This window comes from Pantoea sp. ANP04, assembly GCF_041982285.1.
Classification (GTDB): Bacteria; Pseudomonadota; Gammaproteobacteria; order Enterobacterales; family Enterobacteriaceae; genus Pantoea; species Pantoea eucalypti.
In genome coordinates, this window is record NZ_JAUTYS010000016.1 from 42,016 (window position 1) to 60,697 (window position 18,682).

The 18,682-nt window shown below is 53.4% G+C and carries 19 protein-coding genes; 8 read left to right on the forward strand and 11 right to left on the reverse strand.

Translation table 11 applies throughout. The annotated features are described in order from the left end of the window. Positions 1 to 160 precede the first annotated feature (160 nt). The 3 genes from Q7C21_RS19030 to Q7C21_RS19040 all read left to right on the forward strand — a co-directional run bounded on the left by Q7C21_RS19030 (position 161) and on the right by Q7C21_RS19040 (position 2,932). Positions 161 to 1,258, forward strand: coding sequence for an ABC transporter substrate-binding protein (locus tag Q7C21_RS19030; RefSeq protein ID WP_105099421.1), 1,098 nt, complete (start codon positions 161 to 163; stop codon positions 1,256 to 1,258). Positions 1,259 to 1,529: 271 nt separating this feature from the next. Beyond that, positions 1,530 to 1,994 carry an RcnB family protein gene (locus Q7C21_RS19035; protein WP_187512754.1) on the forward strand — a complete coding sequence of 155 codons (465 nt, stop codon included), beginning with the start codon at positions 1,530 to 1,532 and terminating at the stop codon, positions 1,992 to 1,994. Positions 1,995 to 2,095: 101 nt separating this feature from the next. Further along, a complete protein-coding gene (locus Q7C21_RS19040; protein ID WP_008924994.1) occupies positions 2,096 to 2,932 on the forward strand; it encodes a Cof-type HAD-IIB family hydrolase in 837 nt (278 codons plus the stop codon). A 108-nt stretch (positions 2,933 to 3,040) separates the two neighbouring features. On the opposite strand, the gene Q7C21_RS19045 is transcribed toward Q7C21_RS19040, so the two are convergent. Continuing rightward, the gene (locus Q7C21_RS19045; protein ID WP_039659295.1) at positions 3,041 to 4,189 is read right to left on the reverse strand and encodes an iron-containing alcohol dehydrogenase; all 1,149 of its coding nucleotides are present in this window, start codon (positions 4,187 to 4,189) and stop codon (positions 3,041 to 3,043) included. A 292-nt stretch (positions 4,190 to 4,481) separates the two neighbouring features. Between Q7C21_RS19045 and gntT the strand changes: the two genes are divergently transcribed. Continuing rightward, the gene (gene gntT, locus Q7C21_RS19050; RefSeq protein ID WP_003854041.1) at positions 4,482 to 5,798 is read left to right on the forward strand and encodes a gluconate transporter; all 1,317 of its coding nucleotides are present in this window, start codon (positions 4,482 to 4,484) and stop codon (positions 5,796 to 5,798) included. A 111-nt stretch (positions 5,799 to 5,909) separates the two neighbouring features. On the opposite strand, the gene Q7C21_RS19055 is transcribed toward gntT, so the two are convergent. Further along, positions 5,910 to 6,155 (reverse strand): hypothetical protein, encoded by a 246-nt coding sequence (locus tag Q7C21_RS19055; RefSeq protein WP_003854040.1) that lies wholly within the window; start codon positions 6,153 to 6,155, stop codon positions 5,910 to 5,912. A 1,297-nt stretch (positions 6,156 to 7,452) separates the two neighbouring features. Here Q7C21_RS19055 and cspE point away from each other — a divergent pair. The 4 genes from cspE (at position 7,453) to tatE (ending at position 9,987) form a co-directional block, all read left to right on the forward strand. After that, on the forward strand, positions 7,453 to 7,662 hold the full coding sequence (cspE, locus tag Q7C21_RS19060) for a transcription antiterminator/RNA stability regulator CspE (protein ID WP_006118399.1): 210 nt from the start codon (positions 7,453 to 7,455) through the stop codon (positions 7,660 to 7,662). Positions 7,663 to 7,890: 228 nt separating this feature from the next. Continuing rightward, complete coding sequence (locus Q7C21_RS19065; RefSeq protein WP_003854037.1) at positions 7,891 to 8,322, forward strand: GNAT family N-acetyltransferase; 432 nt, start codon at positions 7,891 to 7,893, stop codon at positions 8,320 to 8,322. A 499-nt stretch (positions 8,323 to 8,821) separates the two neighbouring features. Continuing rightward, a complete protein-coding gene (locus Q7C21_RS19070; RefSeq protein ID WP_110411590.1) occupies positions 8,822 to 9,610 on the forward strand; it encodes a deaminated glutathione amidase in 789 nt (262 codons plus the stop codon). Positions 9,611 to 9,783: 173 nt separating this feature from the next. Further along, the gene (tatE, locus tag Q7C21_RS19075) at positions 9,784 to 9,987 is read left to right on the forward strand and encodes a twin-arginine translocase subunit TatE (protein WP_003854033.1); all 204 of its coding nucleotides are present in this window, start codon (positions 9,784 to 9,786) and stop codon (positions 9,985 to 9,987) included. Between the two features lie 122 nt (positions 9,988 to 10,109). Here the strand turns inward: tatE and lipA are convergent, their stop codons facing one another. From lipA to rsfS, 9 genes are all read right to left on the reverse strand, one after another. After that, on the reverse strand, positions 10,110 to 11,075 hold the full coding sequence (lipA, locus tag Q7C21_RS19080; RefSeq protein WP_003854032.1) for a lipoyl synthase: 966 nt from the start codon (positions 11,073 to 11,075) through the stop codon (positions 10,110 to 10,112). Positions 11,076 to 11,244: 169 nt separating this feature from the next. Beyond that, positions 11,245 to 11,904, reverse strand: a complete 660-nt coding sequence (lipB, locus tag Q7C21_RS19085) for a lipoyl(octanoyl) transferase LipB (RefSeq protein WP_110411589.1) — start codon at positions 11,902 to 11,904, stop codon at positions 11,245 to 11,247. Between the two features lie 80 nt (positions 11,905 to 11,984). Then, positions 11,985 to 12,248, reverse strand: a complete 264-nt coding sequence (gene ybeD / locus Q7C21_RS19090) for a DUF493 family protein YbeD (RefSeq protein WP_003854030.1) — start codon at positions 12,246 to 12,248, stop codon at positions 11,985 to 11,987. A gap of 100 nt (positions 12,249 to 12,348) precedes the next feature. Next, positions 12,349 to 13,560: a D-alanyl-D-alanine carboxypeptidase DacA gene (gene dacA / locus Q7C21_RS19095; protein ID WP_003854029.1), complete on the reverse strand. Its 1,212-nt coding sequence runs from the start codon at positions 13,558 to 13,560 to the stop codon at positions 12,349 to 12,351. Between the two features lie 131 nt (positions 13,561 to 13,691). Further along, the gene (gene rlpA / locus Q7C21_RS19100) at positions 13,692 to 14,768 is read right to left on the reverse strand and encodes an endolytic peptidoglycan transglycosylase RlpA (RefSeq protein ID WP_105099418.1); all 1,077 of its coding nucleotides are present in this window, start codon (positions 14,766 to 14,768) and stop codon (positions 13,692 to 13,694) included. A gap of 10 nt (positions 14,769 to 14,778) precedes the next feature. Next, a complete protein-coding gene (mrdB, locus tag Q7C21_RS19105; protein ID WP_033743010.1) occupies positions 14,779 to 15,891 on the reverse strand; it encodes a peptidoglycan glycosyltransferase MrdB in 1,113 nt (370 codons plus the stop codon). Between the two features lie 8 nt (positions 15,892 to 15,899). Continuing rightward, the gene (gene mrdA, locus Q7C21_RS19110; RefSeq protein WP_003854026.1) at positions 15,900 to 17,804 is read right to left on the reverse strand and encodes a peptidoglycan DD-transpeptidase MrdA; all 1,905 of its coding nucleotides are present in this window, start codon (positions 17,802 to 17,804) and stop codon (positions 15,900 to 15,902) included. Positions 17,805 to 17,838: 34 nt separating this feature from the next. Continuing rightward, positions 17,839 to 18,309, reverse strand: coding sequence for a 23S rRNA (pseudouridine(1915)-N(3))-methyltransferase RlmH (gene rlmH / locus Q7C21_RS19115; protein WP_003854025.1), 471 nt, complete (start codon positions 18,307 to 18,309; stop codon positions 17,839 to 17,841). Positions 18,310 to 18,312: 3 nt separating this feature from the next. After that, positions 18,313 to 18,630 carry a ribosome silencing factor gene (gene rsfS / locus Q7C21_RS19120; protein ID WP_003854023.1) on the reverse strand — a complete coding sequence of 106 codons (318 nt, stop codon included), beginning with the start codon at positions 18,628 to 18,630 and terminating at the stop codon, positions 18,313 to 18,315. Positions 18,631 to 18,682: the final 52 nt, after the last annotated feature.

Here is an 18,682-nt window from a genome sequence, read left to right on the forward strand (position 1 = left end):
CCTCCGCAATTCTGCGCCATCGCTTCGTGATTTCAGCCAGCAGTCGCGTTCCAGATCTTCTCGGACAGTAGCATCCGGTCAGCAATTTTTACATTTGTTACGTATTCGCATGGTAAAGTAAACGCGAATAATTATTATTCCTTTATGGGACAGGAGAAAAATGAAAATCGGGATTGCTGCAGCTACCACACTTTTACTGTCAACGGCCTGTGCGGCTACCACCTATCCGGTCACCGTGACCGACATGGACGGCCAGAAAATTACGCTGCAAAAAGAGCCGCAACATGTAATTTTGCAGGATGGGCGCGACGTGATGTCGCTGGCACTACTGGATCGACAGAATCCGTTTCAGCGGGTTGTCGCCTGGAACAACCTGCCGAAAAAGCAGGACACTCAGACCTGGGACCTGCTGAAGCAGCGCTGGCCGCAGGCCGCATCCATTGTGGACATGGGCTTTAACGATCAGGGACAGGTCAATCTGGAGAGCGTGCTGGCTCAGCAGCCCGATATGATGATTGCCCAGCTGCGTGCCAAACCGGCCCTGATGCAGTCAGGCGTGCTGGCGACCCTGAAAAATCTGCATATCCCGGTGCTGTTCCTGGATGATGAACTCCATCCAAAAGAGAATACCCTGAAGAGTGTGAAAGTGTTGGGCACCGTTCTGAACCGCGAAGCCGAAGCAAAAGCCTATGCCGATTTTTACCAGCAGCGCTGGGAGATGCTTCAGCAGAAGATTGCGCAGGTGCAGCACAAGCCGACAGTGTTTATTGAGCCAATTGCCGGCAACAGCGATAACTGCTGCTTTACCCACGGTCATAACGGCTGGGGCGCACTGGTAGAAGCGGTCGGTGGAAAAAATATCGGCTCAGCGTTACTGCCCGGCAGTTCAGGATTTGTGTCGCTGGAGAAGATTATCGCCATGAAGCCGGACGTCTACATCATGACCGGCTCTAAACGCCCGAACAGCAACGTGCTGCCGTTTGGCTACGGTGCCAGCCAGGCCGACGTGACCGCCACCTTTAACCGCCTGCAGAGCCGTACCGGTCTGGAGCAGATCGAACCGATAAAACAGAAGCGGGTGTATGGCGTTTATCACCATTTCTATAATCACCCTTACAACATTATCGGAATGGAAATTCTGGCAAAAGATCTCTATCCGGATTTGTTCAGGGATCTGGATCCGACGGCTGATTATCACCACATTGTGACGCACTTTACCGGGTTACCGGACGCGCCAGTGATCCTCAGTACGCCATAACCGGATAACGCGTCAGAGAGCGATTCAGCATCCTGACGCATCTCAATGCTTAAACAGTCAGCCTGATGCATGATTATCAGGCTGACTCTTTGATATCTGGATTACGTCAGGAAAGCTGTCCGGATATGACGCGTGTTAAGAAAGCGCTAAGCAAGCGTAATAGTATGTAAGTTACTGGATTTTAAGACTTTTGAAGATGTCTCCCGCCACAATTATTGCCATCATGCCGATCAACGGTGCCTGAACAGCCGTTATTTTCGGAGGCAGTATCATGAAAAAAACAACACTCACGCTTATCGCTTCACTTTTGACATGCAGCACACTCTTTTCTCAGGCCTCACGGGCAGACGATCACGGAGACGCACAGCGTATGCCGGTGCCACATCAGAATGATGATCATCGTCCTGACAATCGCGGTCCTGACCAGAATCGCGGTCGCGACAATCGCGATCATGATATGGGCAATCATCGCCCGGATCAGGATAACAAACGCCATGGTAGAGAAGGCCGCAATGACCGGGACCATTTCGCCTGGCAGGGACACGACTTCCGTCGCGGCCATCCTGTTCCGCCAGAATATCGCGGTGACCATTATCGTGTAGCCGACTGGCATGAACGCGGTCTGCGTGAACCGCCACGTGGTTACCACTGGGCAAACATTGATGGCAACTATGTGCTGATTGCTGCCGCGACCGGGGTGATTACCGCGCTGGTGCTGAATAGCGCCCTGAACTGATTCCCGGGGGATGGCTCAGGCCATCCCTCTTTCTTTCCGTTTTGCTGCGCCAGCGGCTATCCTGAGACTCCACTCTGAAATTTCCTGTGTAAGGAGTCATGATGACGACGGTTAAGATGGTTGCGGTAGATATGGATGGCACGTTTCTGGACGATAACAAGCAGTATAATCGATCCCGTTTTCTCGACGGCTATCAGCAACTCACCGCCCGTGACATCAAATTTGTGGTAGCCAGCGGCAATCAGTATTACCAGCTCAAATCCTTCTTCCCGGAGATCGCCAGCGATATCGCTTTTGTGGCAGAGAACGGCGCATGGATTATTGATCGTGATGAGGAGCTGTTTTGCGGTGCCTTTGAACGACGTGATGTGGAAGCGGTCATCGACACTCTGCAAAACGGCAACTATCCCGGCCTGCGTTACCTGCTGTGTGGACGTGACAGCGCGTATTACTTCGAGGGCATGGAAGAGACCTGGCTTAAGAAGATGCGCCACTACTGTCACCGGCTGAAGCCGATTCATCATCTGAATGAGGTGCAGGATGACAGGCTGTTTAAGTTCGCACTGAATCTGTCTGACGATCACATAGAAGCACTGATGGCGGATATTGAGCGTTTGCATCAGGGCCGCGTGGCGGCGACCTCCAGCGGTCACGGTTCGGTAGATTTGATCGTGCCGGGAAATCATAAAGCGCACGGTCTGGATCTGCTGGCTCAACGTTGGGGGATTACGCACGATCAGGTGCTGGCCTTCGGCGATGGCGGTAACGATCTGGAGATGCTCAAACAGTCCGGCTTTAGTTTTGCCATGGGCAACGCGCCAGAGCGGGTGAAGCAGGCGGCGCGCTTTGAAGCACCCTCTAACAACGAGCAGGGCGTGCTGCAGGTGATTGAGCAGATGCTGGCAGGTGAGGGGCCTTTTAGCGCCAGAGAGGCTTAGCCTCGCGTCTCAGAGCGCGGATGCAACAGAATTGCGCTGAGCGGATGCCTGACCTGCCAGGGCTGGCAGGTCAGAATTGCCGGAACCGGGAAGCGAGATTCGCGTTGATCACGCCGTGATTTGCCAGGCCTGCGTAATCATCGTCTGCATCTGTTCGTGGCTGTAATTTACCAGCGAGTTTTTGCTGTTGGCACGCGCCAGAATCCACTCGACCTCGGTGCGGCTCAGTGTGGGGCCATCCTGCCAGAACGGGGTGATCGACTGCGCCTGCAGCCACTGCTTCAGAAACTGTGCCGGTGAATCCGTGGTTTCGCTGAAAAGTTGTGGGTGTAGCTCGGCCATCAGCTTTCGCTGCAGCGGCTGCTCGCTATCAGACAACAGATCCAGGAACGGAAACAGAAGCCGCCCGCATACTTCTCCGTGATGGAACGGTTTTATCGCCCCCAGTTCTCCCGCAATACCATGGATCACGCCGAGACCCGCACTGCTGAGACTGACACCTCCCAGCCACGACGCCATCATCATCGCTTCTCGTGCCTCATCACCAACCGCATCCTCGCGATTGAGTGCAGGCCAGGCCTGAATAAACTGACGCAGACCGGTCAGCGCCAGCTGTCGGGTGAAGAGATTGCCTTTGCTGGAGAGATACGCTTCAAACAGGTGGGTAAAGGCATCAATTCCGCAGGTCGCCAGCACAGAGTCAGGTGCACCTTTCAGCAGATCCGGGTCAAGAATCGCCACCTCTGGCACAAAGACCGGGTGGCGCAATGACGCTTTGATTTGAATGTCCTGCTGATCGGTTACCACCGCATTTTGCGTCACTTCACTGCCGGTCCCGGCAGTAGTCGGAACAGCAATCAGCGGCAACGTGATGGGCTGAACGGCGGTGTCACCCACTTTTTCCAGATAACGGGCGACAGGTAACGGATGCTGTACCATCGCACTGAACGCTTTCGCCGCATCCAGCACACTCCCTCCACCAATCGCGACTACCCGATCAACATGCCCGCGCCAGCGCGCAACCCAGCCATCAATTTCAGTGGGTGAGGCTTCATGGCTTACAATTTCGTAGCCAATAATGTGATCGTTGAGGCCAGCTTTCAGCCGGGCGTAGGCCGGGCCCTGCAGGAAAGATTGTCCGCAAAACAGCAGGGTAGGCTGTGAACGGGCGGCCAGCAGCGGCACCAGCTTATCCAGACTACCGCGGCCAAAAAGGGTTCGTTGATTACTGTACAGCTCACTCAGGTTCTCACTCACCAGTGCATCCTTTTTACATTTCACTAAAATCTGAGTGTAACGAAAAGCGCGGCGTCGACACTGGCAAACTTTCTGATAACGCATCGGCAAAAAGTTGATCACCTTCGCAAAACAGAAATTCACCGTCGGCGGGGTGATGCTTTCCTGCCGATGTTACCCTTAACATGTTATCGGTAACAGCGTTTGTCGGGATGTGTAAACATCTTACAAAGGCACTGTTTTGTCGCCCTACGGGGATCATGATAATAAATCGACACCGTATTCCGTTCGGTGCACAAGGTGGAGAAAAGCTATGCCATTACTCTATGTGGCGATCGGCGTCGCGCTACTGTTGCTGCTGATGATTCGCTTTAAGCTCAATGGATTTATCGCGCTGATCCTGGTGGCGCTGGCCGTCGGCGTGATGCAGGGCATGCCGGTGAATAAAGTTATTACCTCAATCAAAGCGGGTGTAGGTGGCACGCTGGGCAGCCTGGCGTTGATCATGGGCTTTGGTGCCATGCTCGGTAAACTGCTGGCCGATTGCGGCGGGGCGCAACGTATCGCGACCACCCTGATTGAGAAATTCGGCACAAAGCACATTCAGTGGGCGCTGGTGCTGACCGGTTTTATTGTCGGATTTGCGCTGTTCTATGAAGTCGGCTTTGTACTGATGCTGCCGCTGGTATTCAGCGTGGCGGCGTCGGCGCGTGTGCCGCTGCTCTATGTCGGGGTGCCGATGGCCGCTGCTCTGTCCGTGACGCACGGTTTCCTTCCGCCCCATCCGGGTCCAACCGCCATTGCCACGCTGTTTAACGCAGACATGGGTAAAACGCTGCTGTTTGGCACGCTGCTGGGTATCCCTACGGTGATTCTGGCAGGTCCGGTCTACGCACGTTTCCTGAAAAATATCGATAAACCGATTCCACAGGGGCTCTATAACCCGAAAACGTTTACCGAAGCGGAAATGCCCAGCTTTGGCGTGAGTGTCTGGACGGCACTGGTACCAGTGGTGCTGATGGCGCTGCGTGCCGTGGCGGAGATGCTGCTGCCAAAAGGCCACGTGCTGCTGCCCTATGCGGAGTTCTTTGGCGACCCGGTCATGGCGACCCTGATTGCGGTGCTGATTGCCATCTTCACCTTTGGACTGAATCGTGGCCGCACGATGGAACAGGTGATGGATACCCTGACCGACTCGATCAAAATCATTGCCATGATGTTGTTGATCATCGGTGGTGGCGGTGCCTTTAAACAGGTGCTGGTGGACAGTGGCGTAGATAAATATATCGCCAGCATGATGCACTCAACGCAGCTGTCACCCATCTTTATGGCGTGGTCGATTGCCGCAGTGCTGCGTATTGCGCTGGGCTCTGCCACGGTAGCAGCGATTACTGCCGGCGGTATTGTTGCACCGCTGATTGTTACCAGTGGCGCCAGCCCGGAACTGATGGTGATCGCCGTGGGGTCCGGCAGCGTGATCTTCTCTCACGTTAACGACCCTGGATTCTGGCTGTTCAAAGAGTATTTCAACCTGACGATTGGCGAAACCATTCGCTCCTGGTCTGCGCTGGAAACCATTATTTCGGTTTGTGGCCTGGTGGGTTGCCTGTTGCTCTCCTGGGTGATTTAACCTGTCGTCGCTGGCAAATCTGTCAGCGGCTCTCTGTTCTGACCGGGTGCACGACGTTAAAACTAAAATGGGCCGCAAGTGCGGCCCAGGCTGTCACTTAACTCTGACGCCTTAGTGAGGCGGTTCAAAACCGGCTTTCACCATCTCTTCCCGCAGCGCACGTGCAATTTCACGGTTGCCGCCAGTGACCGGGTAGATCACGTTATTCACCACATCATCAAGATAGTGCTCGTCAAACTCCTGCATAGAGAGCTGCGTGCCGCCTTCATCGTTGATGGCGAAAGAACCTCTGATGTGGTTACCGCTGTTTTTGGCCTTAAGGCTGTAGCGGCCCATGCTGGTATTAATCGTGCTCATAAGATCTCCTCGCGACTCATTTCAGTCTCATCACTATTGAGGCCTGCCTTGCCGCATAAATTTTAGCCAGGAGTATTCTTTAAAACGAAAAAAGAGTGCCGGTAAAAACTGGTGTTGCGATCGCTATCCCAGAAAGCAAATAAAGAGCAGGATTGGTGAACTTTTGACCAATTGAAGCCTGAGTGAAGCGGCGCGATAAATATTCCTGTCTATACTGCCTACAGGAAACGTGTCTAATCAGTGAGGGAAAAGGAAATGAAAATTATTCTGTGGATTATCGCGATTATCTTTATCGTCGGCCTGCTGACCCTGACAGGGGTGTTCAAACTGATTTTCTGATTTTTGTAAAAGCTTCAGCGATAACGGGCACCTAATCAGGTGCCCGAACTGTTTTCTGGCTGGCCAGCAGACACTGTGTAATGGGATCCATCGGCGTCGTGGGCAGCAGATCCTGGGAATCCAGGCATTTTTTACAGTTCGCACAGCGGGCACCATGAACGTTGTGCTCTTCCTCGTGATATTCCGTAAAAACGAATCGGGTGCTTCCGCACTGACTGCAGCGTATCTTCATCACCATCCTGTGCCTCACTCTCCTTTTCATTTGCCCGGAAGGAAGCTATCCCCTCACCGGTTAAGCGGACGTAATCTATTGCCGGGTAATATTATTCCGGCTCGCCATAAGAAAAGTAGTTGCTCATAACGTTAATTGTTTGTTGCCAGATGCGAATCCGGACACTAAAAAGCACTTCATTGATCTTTCTCAAGGTTTGCCTGCTGTTGGTGAAAATATCAGCAGGTGGCCTGCTCTCACTGGGGGCAATGGCACAGCAGTCTCAATATTGTCTGAGAAAAAGTCATTTCGGCGGATAGGAATTTGCGATCAACTGCACATTAAATAACCAGACGCGTTACGGCGGCCTCTGGAAGCAGGGAAATCGGATTTTTATGCTGAGGTTTACTACCCGCAGGACGATAAAAAATAACGCTTTTGAGACGATCGTTATCAGTAATAACAGGAATACGTCTTAATAAGATTTTCCTTTTTAACCTCAAAACGTCACGGTGCTAAAGATCAAAAAGGTTTGCCTTTCCAGCAGGTTAGTGGAAGGCACAGGCCATACGTCTGATCCCTGCTGATGAGTGTTTCGCAAGTCGAAAAGCAGGAAAGTGTGATGCATGTACGGAAAGTCGATATTTATCACTTTTTCATCAAATCATGCTGGACAAATCCCTCAGCAATTGCTGTACTAGACCCCGACACAGTTTAGTGTCCATTTTTCATGTAAAGGTAATATAGATGTCTAAGATCAAAGGTAACGTTAAGTGGTTTAATGAATCTAAAGGATTCGGTTTCATTACTCCTGAAGATGGCAGCAAAGATGTATTCGTACATTTCTCTGCAATCCAGAGCAACGGCTTCAAAACTCTGGCTGAAGGTCAGCGCGTAGAGTTTGAAATCACCGACGGCGCTAAAGGCCCATCTGCTGCTAACGTTATCAGTCTGTAAGTTAACAGTCAGAATTCTAAAAACCCGCCTTATGGCGGGTTTTTTTATGGCTGTAATCTGAGCTTCATCCCTCACATCGTAACCTTCTGAATTGTCCCCAGGGGCGCACAAACTGCGCGGCGGTTCACAATAAATCCTCGTAACATATTTATAACAACAAGCTGTGCAGCTTTTCAGCCTGCGACGCTATATAACAGTGCTACAGAACCCGATGAGTGAGGAGACAGGATGAACATACGGCATGCGGAGTTGAGAGACAGTTTTGCGTTGAGTGCCTTGCTGAGTGAGTTAGGCTACGGCGGCACTGAAAGTTTCATTGAGCAGCGTCTGGCGCAGTTATGCAGCGATCCCAGTGAAGCGCTGTTAGTGGCTGAACTGGGCAGTCAGGTTCTGGGTTTCCTTTCACTTCATTTTATTCCTCAGCTGGCCCTGGCCGGTGATTTCGCCCGCATCAGTTACTTCTGTATTGCGGAAGGTGAGCGCAGCAAAGGCGTCGGCCAGCAACTGCTCCAATATGCCGAAACGCTGGCAGCCCGCCGTGGCTGCGATCGTATGGAAGTCCATTGCCATCAGTCACGGCTCAAGGCGAATCAGTTTTACGCGCGCGAGGGTTATGCTGAATCACCCTGTTATCTCATTAAAAATCTGCAAGCGGGTTAAATTCCCGTCCTGAGGCGATGACCAGTGCCTCGGCAATCATCTCCCGCTGTTCATCCCTGAGGCTGGCGACAGGGATTATTGCTGACCTGCTACCACAGCATTTGTTCTTTGCCAGCACTTTCTGCTTCCTATCTGGTTTCAGGACAGCATAAACAGTTGTCCGACTGCTGATTAGCGCCGTTACCTCACGTGATGCAGACACTCTCTGCATACCCATCGGGACGGCGTCCACGCAGAACACGCACTGAAGCTGTTAGCGGTATTAAGGGCGGCGAGCGATAGCGCTTAGAGGCTATGGCGGTATAAAAGAAAACAGGATGACACTGCACTGGCTGTACAATGCCGAAGCACAGCGCAGGAATAAGCGGCGATCAGGTTCGTTTTAAAGAGAACAGACAACGATCGCCGGCTCTGGATGCGAGCATTCTCTGCAAGGGCTTAATCACTGATGAGTGACGCGGGAAGTGATACTTCTGGTCGCTGGGGGAGGAAAGAGATGATGAAAGTTGCACTGGGACAATTTGCGGTCAGCCGTGAATGGCAGGAGAACGCTGATAGATGTCTGGCTCTGATGAAGCGGGCAGCAGAAGGAGAAGCGGATCTGCTGGTGCTGCCAGAAGCTGTTCTGGCGCGCGATAATACCGATCCCGATTTAGTGGTGAAAGCCGCACAGCCGCTGGATGGCCCTTTTATCACACAGTTGCTGGCTGCCAGTGAGCATAATGCGCTGACCACTATAATGAGCGTCCATGTCCCCAGTGACCAGCATAAAGCGCTCAATGTACTGGTGGCTATCCGCAACGGCGAAATTATTGCCACCTATGAAAAGCTGCATCTGTACGATGCATTTGCCGTAAAGGAATCGCAACGGGTCAATCCAGGCCATGTCATTCCACCGCTGATTGAGGTTGCGGGTATGAAAGTCGGATTAATGACCTGCTATGATGTGCGTTTCCCGGAACTGGCACGACGACTGGCGCTGGACGGTGCAGAAGTGCTTGTGTTGCCTGCCGCATGGGTGAAAGGCCCGCTGAAAGAGATGCACTGGGATTTACTGACCCGTGCCCGCGCGCTGGAGAACACCTGCTATATGGTGGCGGTGGGCGAGTGTGGCCCACGCAATATTGGCAACAGTCTGGTGGTCGACCCGCTGGGGGTAGCGGTGGCGAATGCCGCGGAGTCCCCGACACTACTGTGTGCTGAACTCGACCCGGAACGCGTCGTCTATGCCCGACAGATGCTGCCGGTACTGGAGAACCGGCGCTTTGCGCGTCCTGAACTCAAGTGATCTAAGGATAAAAATCCATGACGACAAAGCGAGTAAAACGCTGAGTGCTGGCACTTGTGCATACTTAATCGGCCTCTCTGAGATCTCACTCTGTTACAGATTCCAGTTGTCGCCGCAGGCAAACTGCGCGTAAATAACAGTCACCGTGATTTGAATAAGTTGAAAGGTTAAATATGGAAGGTATCAGTATTGCCAAGCTGCTGATTATCGGTGCGCTTATCGTACTGCTTTTTGGTACCAACAAGTTGCGCTCACTGGGCGGCGATCTGGGCTCCGCGATTAAGGGCTTCAAAAAAGCCATGAAAGACGAAGATACCAGCGCAACCCGAACAACCGCTGAAGACGTACCGGCAGAACGTGTCGTTCATAAAGATTAATCGATTATTTGCTGAAAATAAATGTTACTTTTTATTTCAGGCAACGTCAGGCACGCATAAAAAAACCAGGCTGTTTCCAGTCTGGTTTTTTGTTTTTCAGGCTTCTGATAGCGAAGGCTGGCTTATTTCACTTCTTCGCCTTTGGCCTGCATATCCGCATGATAGGAAGAGCGGACAAACGGACCGCATGCGGCATGGGTGAAGCCCATCGCCATCGCTTCTTCTTTCATCTCATCAAATTCAGCCGGGCTGACGTAGCGCTGAACCGGCAGGTGGTGACGGCTCGGCTGCAGATACTGGCCCAGAGTCAGCATGGTGACACCGTGGCGACGCAGATCGCGCATCACTTCCACGATTTCGGCGTTGGTCTCACCCAGCCCAACCATCAGACCCGATTTGGTCGGGATATCCGGATGCGCTTCTTTGAACCGCTCCAGCAATTTCAGTGACCATTCGTAGTTAGCGCCCGGCCGCACCTGGCGGTAGACGCGTGGTACGTTTTCCAGATTGTGGTTAAACACATCCGGTGGCGTTGCGGTGAGAATTTCCAGCGCACGGTCCATGCGGCCACGGAAGTCCGGAACCAGTGTTTCAATTTTAATCGTGGGATTTTTTTCGCGAATGGCGCGGATACAGTCTGCAAAATGTTGTGCACCGCCATCACGTAAATCATCGCGGTCAACAGAGGTGATCACGACGTAGCGCAGGCCCATATCGGCAATCGTCTGCGCCAGTTTTGCCGGTTCGTTAGCATCAGGCGCATTAGGACGGCCATGTGCCACATCGCAGAACGGACAGCGACGGGTACAGATAGCACCAAGAATCATAAAGGTGGCAGTACCGTGGTTGAAGCATTCAGCAAGGTTAGGGCAGGAGGCCTCTTCGCAGACTGAGTGCAGCCCGTTTTTACGCATCGCGGCTTTAATGCCCTGAATACGACTGGAGTCAGCTGGCAGCTTGATTTTCATCCATTCCGGCTTACGCAACATCTCCTGCCGTTCAACAGCCACGGTTTTCACCGGGATCAGCGCCATTTTGTCTGCGTCACGATATTTGACGCCGCGTTCCATCTGAATTGGTTTACTCATAAATCAGCAGGTTCCGGTCGGATTGCGATTTGAAAGCGTTCCCACTCAAACCGGGAAGGGGGCTTTCAACTTTATTTGAAAAAAGTGCAAAAATTATATCATCACATCGCCTGCGAAGCAGCCACAGTCAGCACGGATACGTTACATATTTGTAAATTCGCATTCTGCGTTAAGGCTTAACAGGGAGATCGCCTGATATCCATTCAACATTTTCATAACCTGACAGCCGCGCAAAGGCGCTGACCAGCGGAGAACGTACCTGCTCCGTTGTCACCTCTGGCTCAAAATTTTTCAACTGGGTCATGCTCATCCCGGCGTAACCACAGGGATTGATGCGCAGGAAAGGAGATAAATCCATGGCCACATTCAGCGCCAGGCCGTGAAATGAACAGCCTTTGCGGATGCGTAATCCCAGTGAACAGATTTTCTCTTCCCCGACATAAACGCCAGGGGCATCCGCGCGGGCGCGGGCGCTGACGCCGAACTCTGCCAGCGTCGCGATCACCGTCTCTTCCAGAATGGTCACCAGCTGGCGCACGCCGAGTTTACGGCGTTTCACATCGATGAGGACGTACATCACCTGCTGTCCCGGCCCGTGATAGGTCACCTGACCGCCACGATCGCTCTGCACCACCGGAATATCGCCTGGCATCAGCAGATGCTCCGCTTTTCCCGCCTGACCCTGCGTAAAGACCGGAGGATGCTCGACCAGCCAGATTTCGTCACGACTCTGGTCATCGCGCTGGTCGGTGAAGTGATGCATGGCGTCAGAGACAGATTGCCAGTCGCACAGACCGGACTGACGGACAAAGAGGGTTTCAACTGACAAAACGATAGCCCGCTAAAGGAAATAACGTTAAGAATAGCGTCGGCAAACCGTCAGGCAGAGGCGCCTTGCCGACCCGTAAATTACAGGACCATCCGCACGATTTCGATGTTGCCCAGCTCTTCGTACAGGCGTTCAACCTGCTCGATGTGGGTGGCGGTGATAGTGATGTTTACGGAGTGATAGTTGCCTTTGCTGCTCGGCTTAACTTCAGGGCTGTAGTCGCCGGGCGCATGACGTTGCACCACTTCAACCACTTGATCAACCAGCTCCGGTTGCGCCAGACCCATTACTTTGTAGGTAAACGGGGTAGGAAATTCGAGCAGCTCATTCAGTTTGGTTTTCATATTAACTCCGGTGCATAAAAAACAGGCTCCCGCCTGAGCGGGAGCATCATAATATCCTGTAATGGGGGCAGAAGGGTGATTTTTCAATCACCCCTTACGCTTAACCGAACCAGTGATGGAACATCAGTTTGATGTAATCAACGATACGGCCAAAGAAACCACCCTCTGAAACTTCGTTCAGCACCACCAGCGGACGCTGTTCGATAGTTTTGCCATCCAGCTGGAAGTTGATGCTGCCCACAACCTGGTTTTTCTTCAGTGGCGCGTGCAGTTCTGTATTGGTCAGCACATAGCTGGCTTTCAGATCTTTCATACGGCCACGTGGAATGGTCAGGTAAGCATCTTTTTCCACGCCCAGTTGTACACGGTCATTATCACCGAACCAGACTGGCTCAGAAGCGAACTCTTTGCCTGCTTTCAGTGGCGCAACAGTTTCAAAGAAACGGAAGCCCCAGGTGAGCAGTTTCTTGCTCTCAGTTTCACGGCCTTTATAGGTATGACCGCCCATCACAGCGGAGATCAGGCGCATCTGGCCTTCGGTCGCTGACGCCACCAGGTTGTAACCGGCTGAGTTAGTATGACCGGTTTTGATCCCATCCACGTTCAGGTTGGTATCCCACAGCAGACCATTACGGTTCATCTGACGGATATTATTGAAGGTGAACTCTTTCTCTTTATAAACAGCATACTCTTCCGGTACGTCGCGGATCAGCGCCTGGCCGATCAACGCCATGTCGCGCGCGGAGCTGTACTGACCTTCCGCGTCCAGGCCATGAACGGTCCCGAAGTGGGTATTCTGCAGGCCAAGCGCTTTGACGTAGTTGTTCATCAGGTTAACAAAGGCATCCTGACTGCCAGCGACATAGTCAGCCATCGCAACGCAGGCGTCGTTACCGGACTGCAGGACAATGCCACGGGTCAGCTGTGAAACCGGCACGCGATCGCCTGGTTTCAGGAACATCAGCGAAGAACCTTTAAACACCGGGTTGCCGGTCGCCCAGGCATCCGGGCCGACGGTCACCAGATCATCCTGATGAATTTTGCCCGCTTTCACGGCCTGACCAATGACATAGCTGGTCATCATCTTGGTCAGACTGGCAGGATCGCGGCGTGCATCGGCGTTTTTCTCTGCCAGCACTTTGCCTGAGTTGTAGTCGATGAGGACATACGCTTCGGCATCAATGTCCGGCACGCCCGGAATCATGGTCTTGAGATTGACGTCATCAGCAATAGCAGCATGGCTGAGAGAGATAGCGATCAGTGATCCCACTGTCAGGCGTTTCAGTAAACGAGATGATTTCAGCGTGTTCATGTGTAGGACTACAACATCCGTGAGTTTGAGGTTAAAAATGTCACTCATCATAACCAATGCCAGATTTTCTGGCACCGGGCATGATGATTGGGTTGTTAGCAGACGTAACCTGCAGTGCTCTGAACCACGGTTCAGCGACGTGTGTTCGTAATAAATGACGCGGCCTGGCCTTCACTGCTCAGGCGCTGTTGCAGCGCAGCCGCTTCGGCGCGGGAGGTATAACCACCAAGCTGTACGCGATAGACATTGTTGCCCGCGTTTTCAACCTTGCCGGGCACACCATAACGCTGGCTCAGGCTTTTCATCATCTGCTGCGCACGCGCCGGATCGTTCAGCGCACCAACCTGCACCACATAGCCATCGGCGGAACCACTGCTGGCTGCAGGCGAGGCACTGGCTGCTGCGGGTGCGGAACTGGCAGGTGCGGCGGCTGGCGGCTCGTTACCTTCCAGTACACCGTTCGCTAATGGCTGGGGTGCGCCAAGAAAGCCGCTGCTCTGGACTGGCGCGCCCATGTTGTCACTGCTCTGCAGCGTGCTGTTGCTGATGGCTTCAACATTCTGTGCAGGTGGTTCAGAAGGGGCTGCGCTGCCGCCGTTCATCACCGCGCCGCCACTCAGATCCGGGCGGGCAGGCAGAGAGTAGCTCTGTTTGGCTACCACGGTTCCGATGGTGCCGGGACCTGAGAGCGTGCCGTCGGGTGCGACCTTGATGTAGTCGACCCGCACCCGCGAATTGTTAGAGATATTCAGGCGATCACCGGCAGCCCGCGACAGGTCGATAATACGTCCCGGCGTGTAAGGGCCGCGATCGTTAACGCGCACCACAATCTGACGGCCATTCGCGATATTGGTCACGCGCACATAACTCGGCAGCGGCAGAGTAGGGTGAGCCGCAGTCAGCGCATCGGGATCGTAAGCTTCACCGGTGGCGGTGCGGTTTCCCTGTGCCTCTTCACCGTACCAGGTTGCCAGACCGACTTCGCTGTAGTTCGACGGATCTTTGATAATGCGATAATTTTTGCCGTTAACGCTGTAATCCTGGCTGGTGCCCGGATTGATTGGCTCATAACGTGGCTCAACGCCTGGAATCTCTACCACCGGTCCGTTGTAAGCCGGTTGCGGCGGCGCCGTATTTTGGGGTTCGGGCGTGGTACAGGCCGCCAGAACCAGTGATGCCAGTGCAACGCCAAGCCATTCCTTACGCATCTGCAGCCTCTTAGACACTTTTAGATAACATTTTTCGGTGAGTGTGGATCGACATCACAATGCCAAATCCCGCCATAAGCACGATAAGCGCGGAGCCGCCATAACTGACCAGCGGCAGCGGCACGCCAACTACCGGTAAGATACCACTAACCATGCCAATGTTAACGAAAACATAAACGAATAAAATCAGCATTAAACCGCCCGCCATAACACGGCCAAAGGTGGTCTGCGCCCGGGCTGCTACCACCAGTCCCCGCATGATCAGCAGCAGATAGAGGGCGAGCAGCAGCAGCACGCCGACCAGCCCTAACTCTTCGGCCAGGACCGCGAAGATAAAGTCAGTATGACGTTCCGGCAAAAACTCCAGCTGAGACTGGGTGCCCTGCAACCAGCCTTTGCCGCGCAGTCCGCCCGAGCCAATCGCGATTTTCGACTGGATGATGTGATAACCGGCACCCAGCGGGTCCGTTTCCGGATCGAGCAGCATCATGACGCGGTCGCGCTGATAGTCGTGCATCAGGAAGAACCACAGAATCGGGATAAAGGCGGCGACCAGCAGTACCGCCACGCTAATCAGTTTCCAGCTCATTCCTGAGAGGAAAAGCACAAACAGGCCTGAGGCGGCAATCAGAATCGAGGTGCCGAGATCGGGCTGTGCGGCCACCAGCAGAGTAGGCAGGAAGATCAGAATCAGCGCGATACCGGTATTTTTCAGCGTCGGCGGACAGACATCGCGGTTGATAAAGCGCGCCACCATCAGCGGCACCGCGATCTTGGCAATCTCCGAAGGCTGGAAACGCACAAAGCCGAGATCGAGCCAGCGCTGGGCCCCTTTACTGATCTGTCCAAAAGCATCCACTGCCACCAGCAGGATGACGCAGACAATATAGAGATAGGGCGCCCAGCCTTCATAAACGCGCGGCGGCACCTGCGCCAGCACAATCATGATCACCAGACCCATCGCGATCTGCCCGAGTTTACGCTCCATCATGCCAGGATCCTGTCCGCTGGCACTCCAGATCACCACGGCGCTGTAGGTCAGCAGCGCGAGAATGATCAGCATAAACATCGGATCGATGTGGATGCGCATCCAGATCGATCGTTTCTGCGGACTATCTTGCATCGACATGTTTATTCACCTTCATAACCGGGCGGCACAGGGGCGGCGTCCGGCAGAACTGTATTGTTATCACCCAACATAATGTGATCCAGAATCTGGCGCATGACGGTGCCGACAGCCGGACCGGCGCCACCGTTTTCCAGGATAATGGTCACAGCGACCCGAGGTTTGTCATAAGGGGCAAACGCGGTCATTAATTTATGGTCGCGTAATCGTTCAGCAATTTTATGGGCGTTATACGTTTCGTTCTCTTTCAGGCCGAAGACCTGTGCGGTACCGGACTTGGCGGCGATTTTATAGGGCGCATCAGCAAAACTCTTGTGCGCGGTACCATTAGGGCGATTCGCCACGCCGTACATGCCATCTTTGGCGATTTCCCAGAAGCCGGAATGGATATCACCAATAGGGGCCTCAGGCGGCTGACGATAGGGCACCAGGGTACGACCTTCGCGGGTAGCACGCAGCATATGCGGCACCTTGACGACACCGTCATTGATTAAAATCATCATCGCTTTGTTCATCTGCAGCGGGGTTGCCGTCCAGTAACCCTGACCGATCCCCACCGGAATGGTATCACCCTGATACCACGGCTTTTTAAACCGTTTCATTTTCCAGTCGCGGGTAGGCATATTACCGGCGCTCTCCTGCGGCAAATCGATGCCGGTACGGCTGCCATAACCAAATTTGTTCATCCACTCCGACAGGCGGTCAATACCCATGTCGTAGGCGACCTGATAGAAGAAGGTATCAGCAGACTCTTCCAGTGCTTTGGTGACGTTCAGACGGCCGTGGCCCCACTTTTTCCAGTCACGAAAACGCTTTTCTGAACCCGGAAGCTGCCACCAGCCGGGATCAAACAGACTGGTGTTACGGTTGATCACGCCCGCACTCATGGCAGAAACCGCGACATAAGGTTTGACTGTGGAAGCCGGTGGGTAAGCCGCCTGAATGGCGCGGTTGTAGAGCGGGCGGTTTTCATCTTCCAGCAGTCCACGGTAATCCTTACTGGAAATACCGTCGACAAATAAGTTGGCATCGTAGCTCGGCGTAGAGACCATGGCGAGAATTTCGCCGGTGCGCGGGTCGCTGACCACCACTGCTGCGCGACTTCCCGCCAGCAGAGTCTCGACATATTGCTGCAGTTTGAGATCGATCGTCAGATAGATATCACGTCCAGCCTGAGGTGACTCCTCATGCAACTGGCGAATAACGCGGCCACGATTGTTAACCTCTACCTCTTCAAAGCCGGTTTTGCCGTGCAGCAAACTCTCGTAATACGCTTCAATCCCCAGCTTACCGATATCGTGTGTTGCGGCATAGTTCGGCCATATGCCCTCTTTATCGAGGCGGGCAACGTCACGGTCGTTGATTTTTGACACGTAGCCGACGACATGCGTCAGCGTGGCACCGTAAGGATAGTAGCGGCGCTGATAACCTTTCACTTCCACGCCGGGGAAACGGTACTGATTAACCGCAAAGCGCGCCACCTGCACTTCATTCAGACCGGTTTTAACCGGGATAGAGGTGAAACGACGTGAGCGTTTACGCTCTTTCTGGAAATTCTCGAGGTCTTCATCCGTCAGCTCAAGAACCGGACGTAAGTTTTCCAGCGTCTGTTGCAGGTTATCGACTTTTTCCGGGACAAGTTCAGCCTGATAGATGGTGCGGTTCAGTGCCAGCGGGGTGCCGGTACGATCGTAAATTATGCCGCGACTGGGCGCGACAGGCACCAGTTTGATGCGGTTCTGGTTAGAGCGGGTGCTGTAATCATCAAAGCGAAGAATCTGCAGGTGGTAGAGGTTAACCACCAGAATTGACGAGAGCAGTAAGATACCGACGAAGGCGATAAACGCCCGACGGACAAAGAGTTTCTGTTCGGCGCTGTAATCGCGAAAGGCGTTGCTTTGTAATTTCATCCGCTACTTGTCATGTCTGATGTGGGCTGATCGGTCATTCACGATGATAAGGATGATTTGTCGTTATACTCCAGGCACGATACAGACTTTCGGCTACCAGCACGCGCACCAGCGGATGGGGCAACGTCAATGCTGACAGTGACCAGCTCTGTTCTGCCGCCGCTTTACAGGCGGGGGCCAGGCCTTCGGGCCCGCCAATCAGCAGGCTGACATCGCGACCATCAAGCTTCCAGCGTTCAAGCTGCTGTGCCAGCTGCGGGGTTTCCCACGGTTGGCCCGGAATATCCAGCGTGACGATGCGATTACCTTTGCCGACCGCCGCCAGCATCGCTTCACCCTCTTTTTCAAGAATGCGTTTGATATCAGCATTTTTACTGCGCTTACCTGCGGTAACTTCGATCAGCTCAAACGGCATATCTTTCGGGAAGCGGCGCAGGTATTCCATAAAACCGGTCTGCACCCAGTCAGGCATTTTGGTGCCGACGGCAACGAGTTGCAGTTTCACCGATTAGCTCCAGAGTTTTTCCAGCTCATACAGCTGGCGACTCTCTTCCTGCATCACATGCACGATGACATCGCCCAGATCAACCACGACCCAGTCTGCCGCGCTTTTACCTTCAATGCCTAATGGCATCAGGCCAGCTAAACGGGATTCCTGCTCAACGTGTTCTGCGATCGAAGTCACATGACGCGTGGAGGTACCGGTGCAGATGATCATGTAATCGGTGATGCTGGATTTGCCCTGAACGTCGATGGTAACAATGTCCTGGCCTTTAAGATCATCAATCTTATCAATAACGAACTCTTGGAGTGCTTTACCTTGCAAAAGGTTCCCCTTGGAATCTGGTAGTAACGAGCCGGCTGTAAGCCCGGAGAGT

Bases quoted from the DNA above. Each gene is read 5' to 3' on its own strand.
- Q7C21_RS19030 (WP_105099421.1), top strand. From the start codon at position 161: ATGAAAATCGGGATTGCTGCAGCTACCACACTTTTACTGTCAACGGCC.
- Q7C21_RS19035 (WP_187512754.1), top strand. From the start codon at position 1,530: ATGAAAAAAACAACACTCACGCTTATCGCTTCACTTTTGACATGCAGC.
- Q7C21_RS19040 (WP_008924994.1), top strand. From the start codon at position 2,096: ATGACGACGGTTAAGATGGTTGCGGTAGATATGGATGGCACGTTTCTG.
- gntT (WP_003854041.1), top strand. From the start codon at position 4,482: ATGCCATTACTCTATGTGGCGATCGGCGTCGCGCTACTGTTGCTGCTG.
- Q7C21_RS19055 (WP_003854040.1), bottom strand. From the start codon at position 6,155: ATGAGCACGATTAATACCAGCATGGGCCGCTACAGCCTTAAGGCCAAA.
- cspE (WP_006118399.1), top strand. From the start codon at position 7,453: ATGTCTAAGATCAAAGGTAACGTTAAGTGGTTTAATGAATCTAAAGGA.
- Q7C21_RS19065 (WP_003854037.1), top strand. From the start codon at position 7,891: ATGAACATACGGCATGCGGAGTTGAGAGACAGTTTTGCGTTGAGTGCC.
- Q7C21_RS19070 (WP_110411590.1), top strand. From the start codon at position 8,822: ATGAAAGTTGCACTGGGACAATTTGCGGTCAGCCGTGAATGGCAGGAG.
- tatE (WP_003854033.1), top strand. From the start codon at position 9,784: ATGGAAGGTATCAGTATTGCCAAGCTGCTGATTATCGGTGCGCTTATC.
- lipA (WP_003854032.1), bottom strand. From the start codon at position 11,075: ATGAGTAAACCAATTCAGATGGAACGCGGCGTCAAATATCGTGACGCA.
- ybeD (WP_003854030.1), bottom strand. From the start codon at position 12,248: ATGAAAACCAAACTGAATGAGCTGCTCGAATTTCCTACCCCGTTTACC.
- dacA (WP_003854029.1), bottom strand. From the start codon at position 13,560: ATGAACACGCTGAAATCATCTCGTTTACTGAAACGCCTGACAGTGGGA.
- rlpA (WP_105099418.1), bottom strand. From the start codon at position 14,768: ATGCGTAAGGAATGGCTTGGCGTTGCACTGGCATCACTGGTTCTGGCG.
- mrdB (WP_033743010.1), bottom strand. From the start codon at position 15,891: ATGCAAGATAGTCCGCAGAAACGATCGATCTGGATGCGCATCCACATC.
- mrdA (WP_003854026.1), bottom strand. From the start codon at position 17,804: ATGAAATTACAAAGCAACGCCTTTCGCGATTACAGCGCCGAACAGAAA.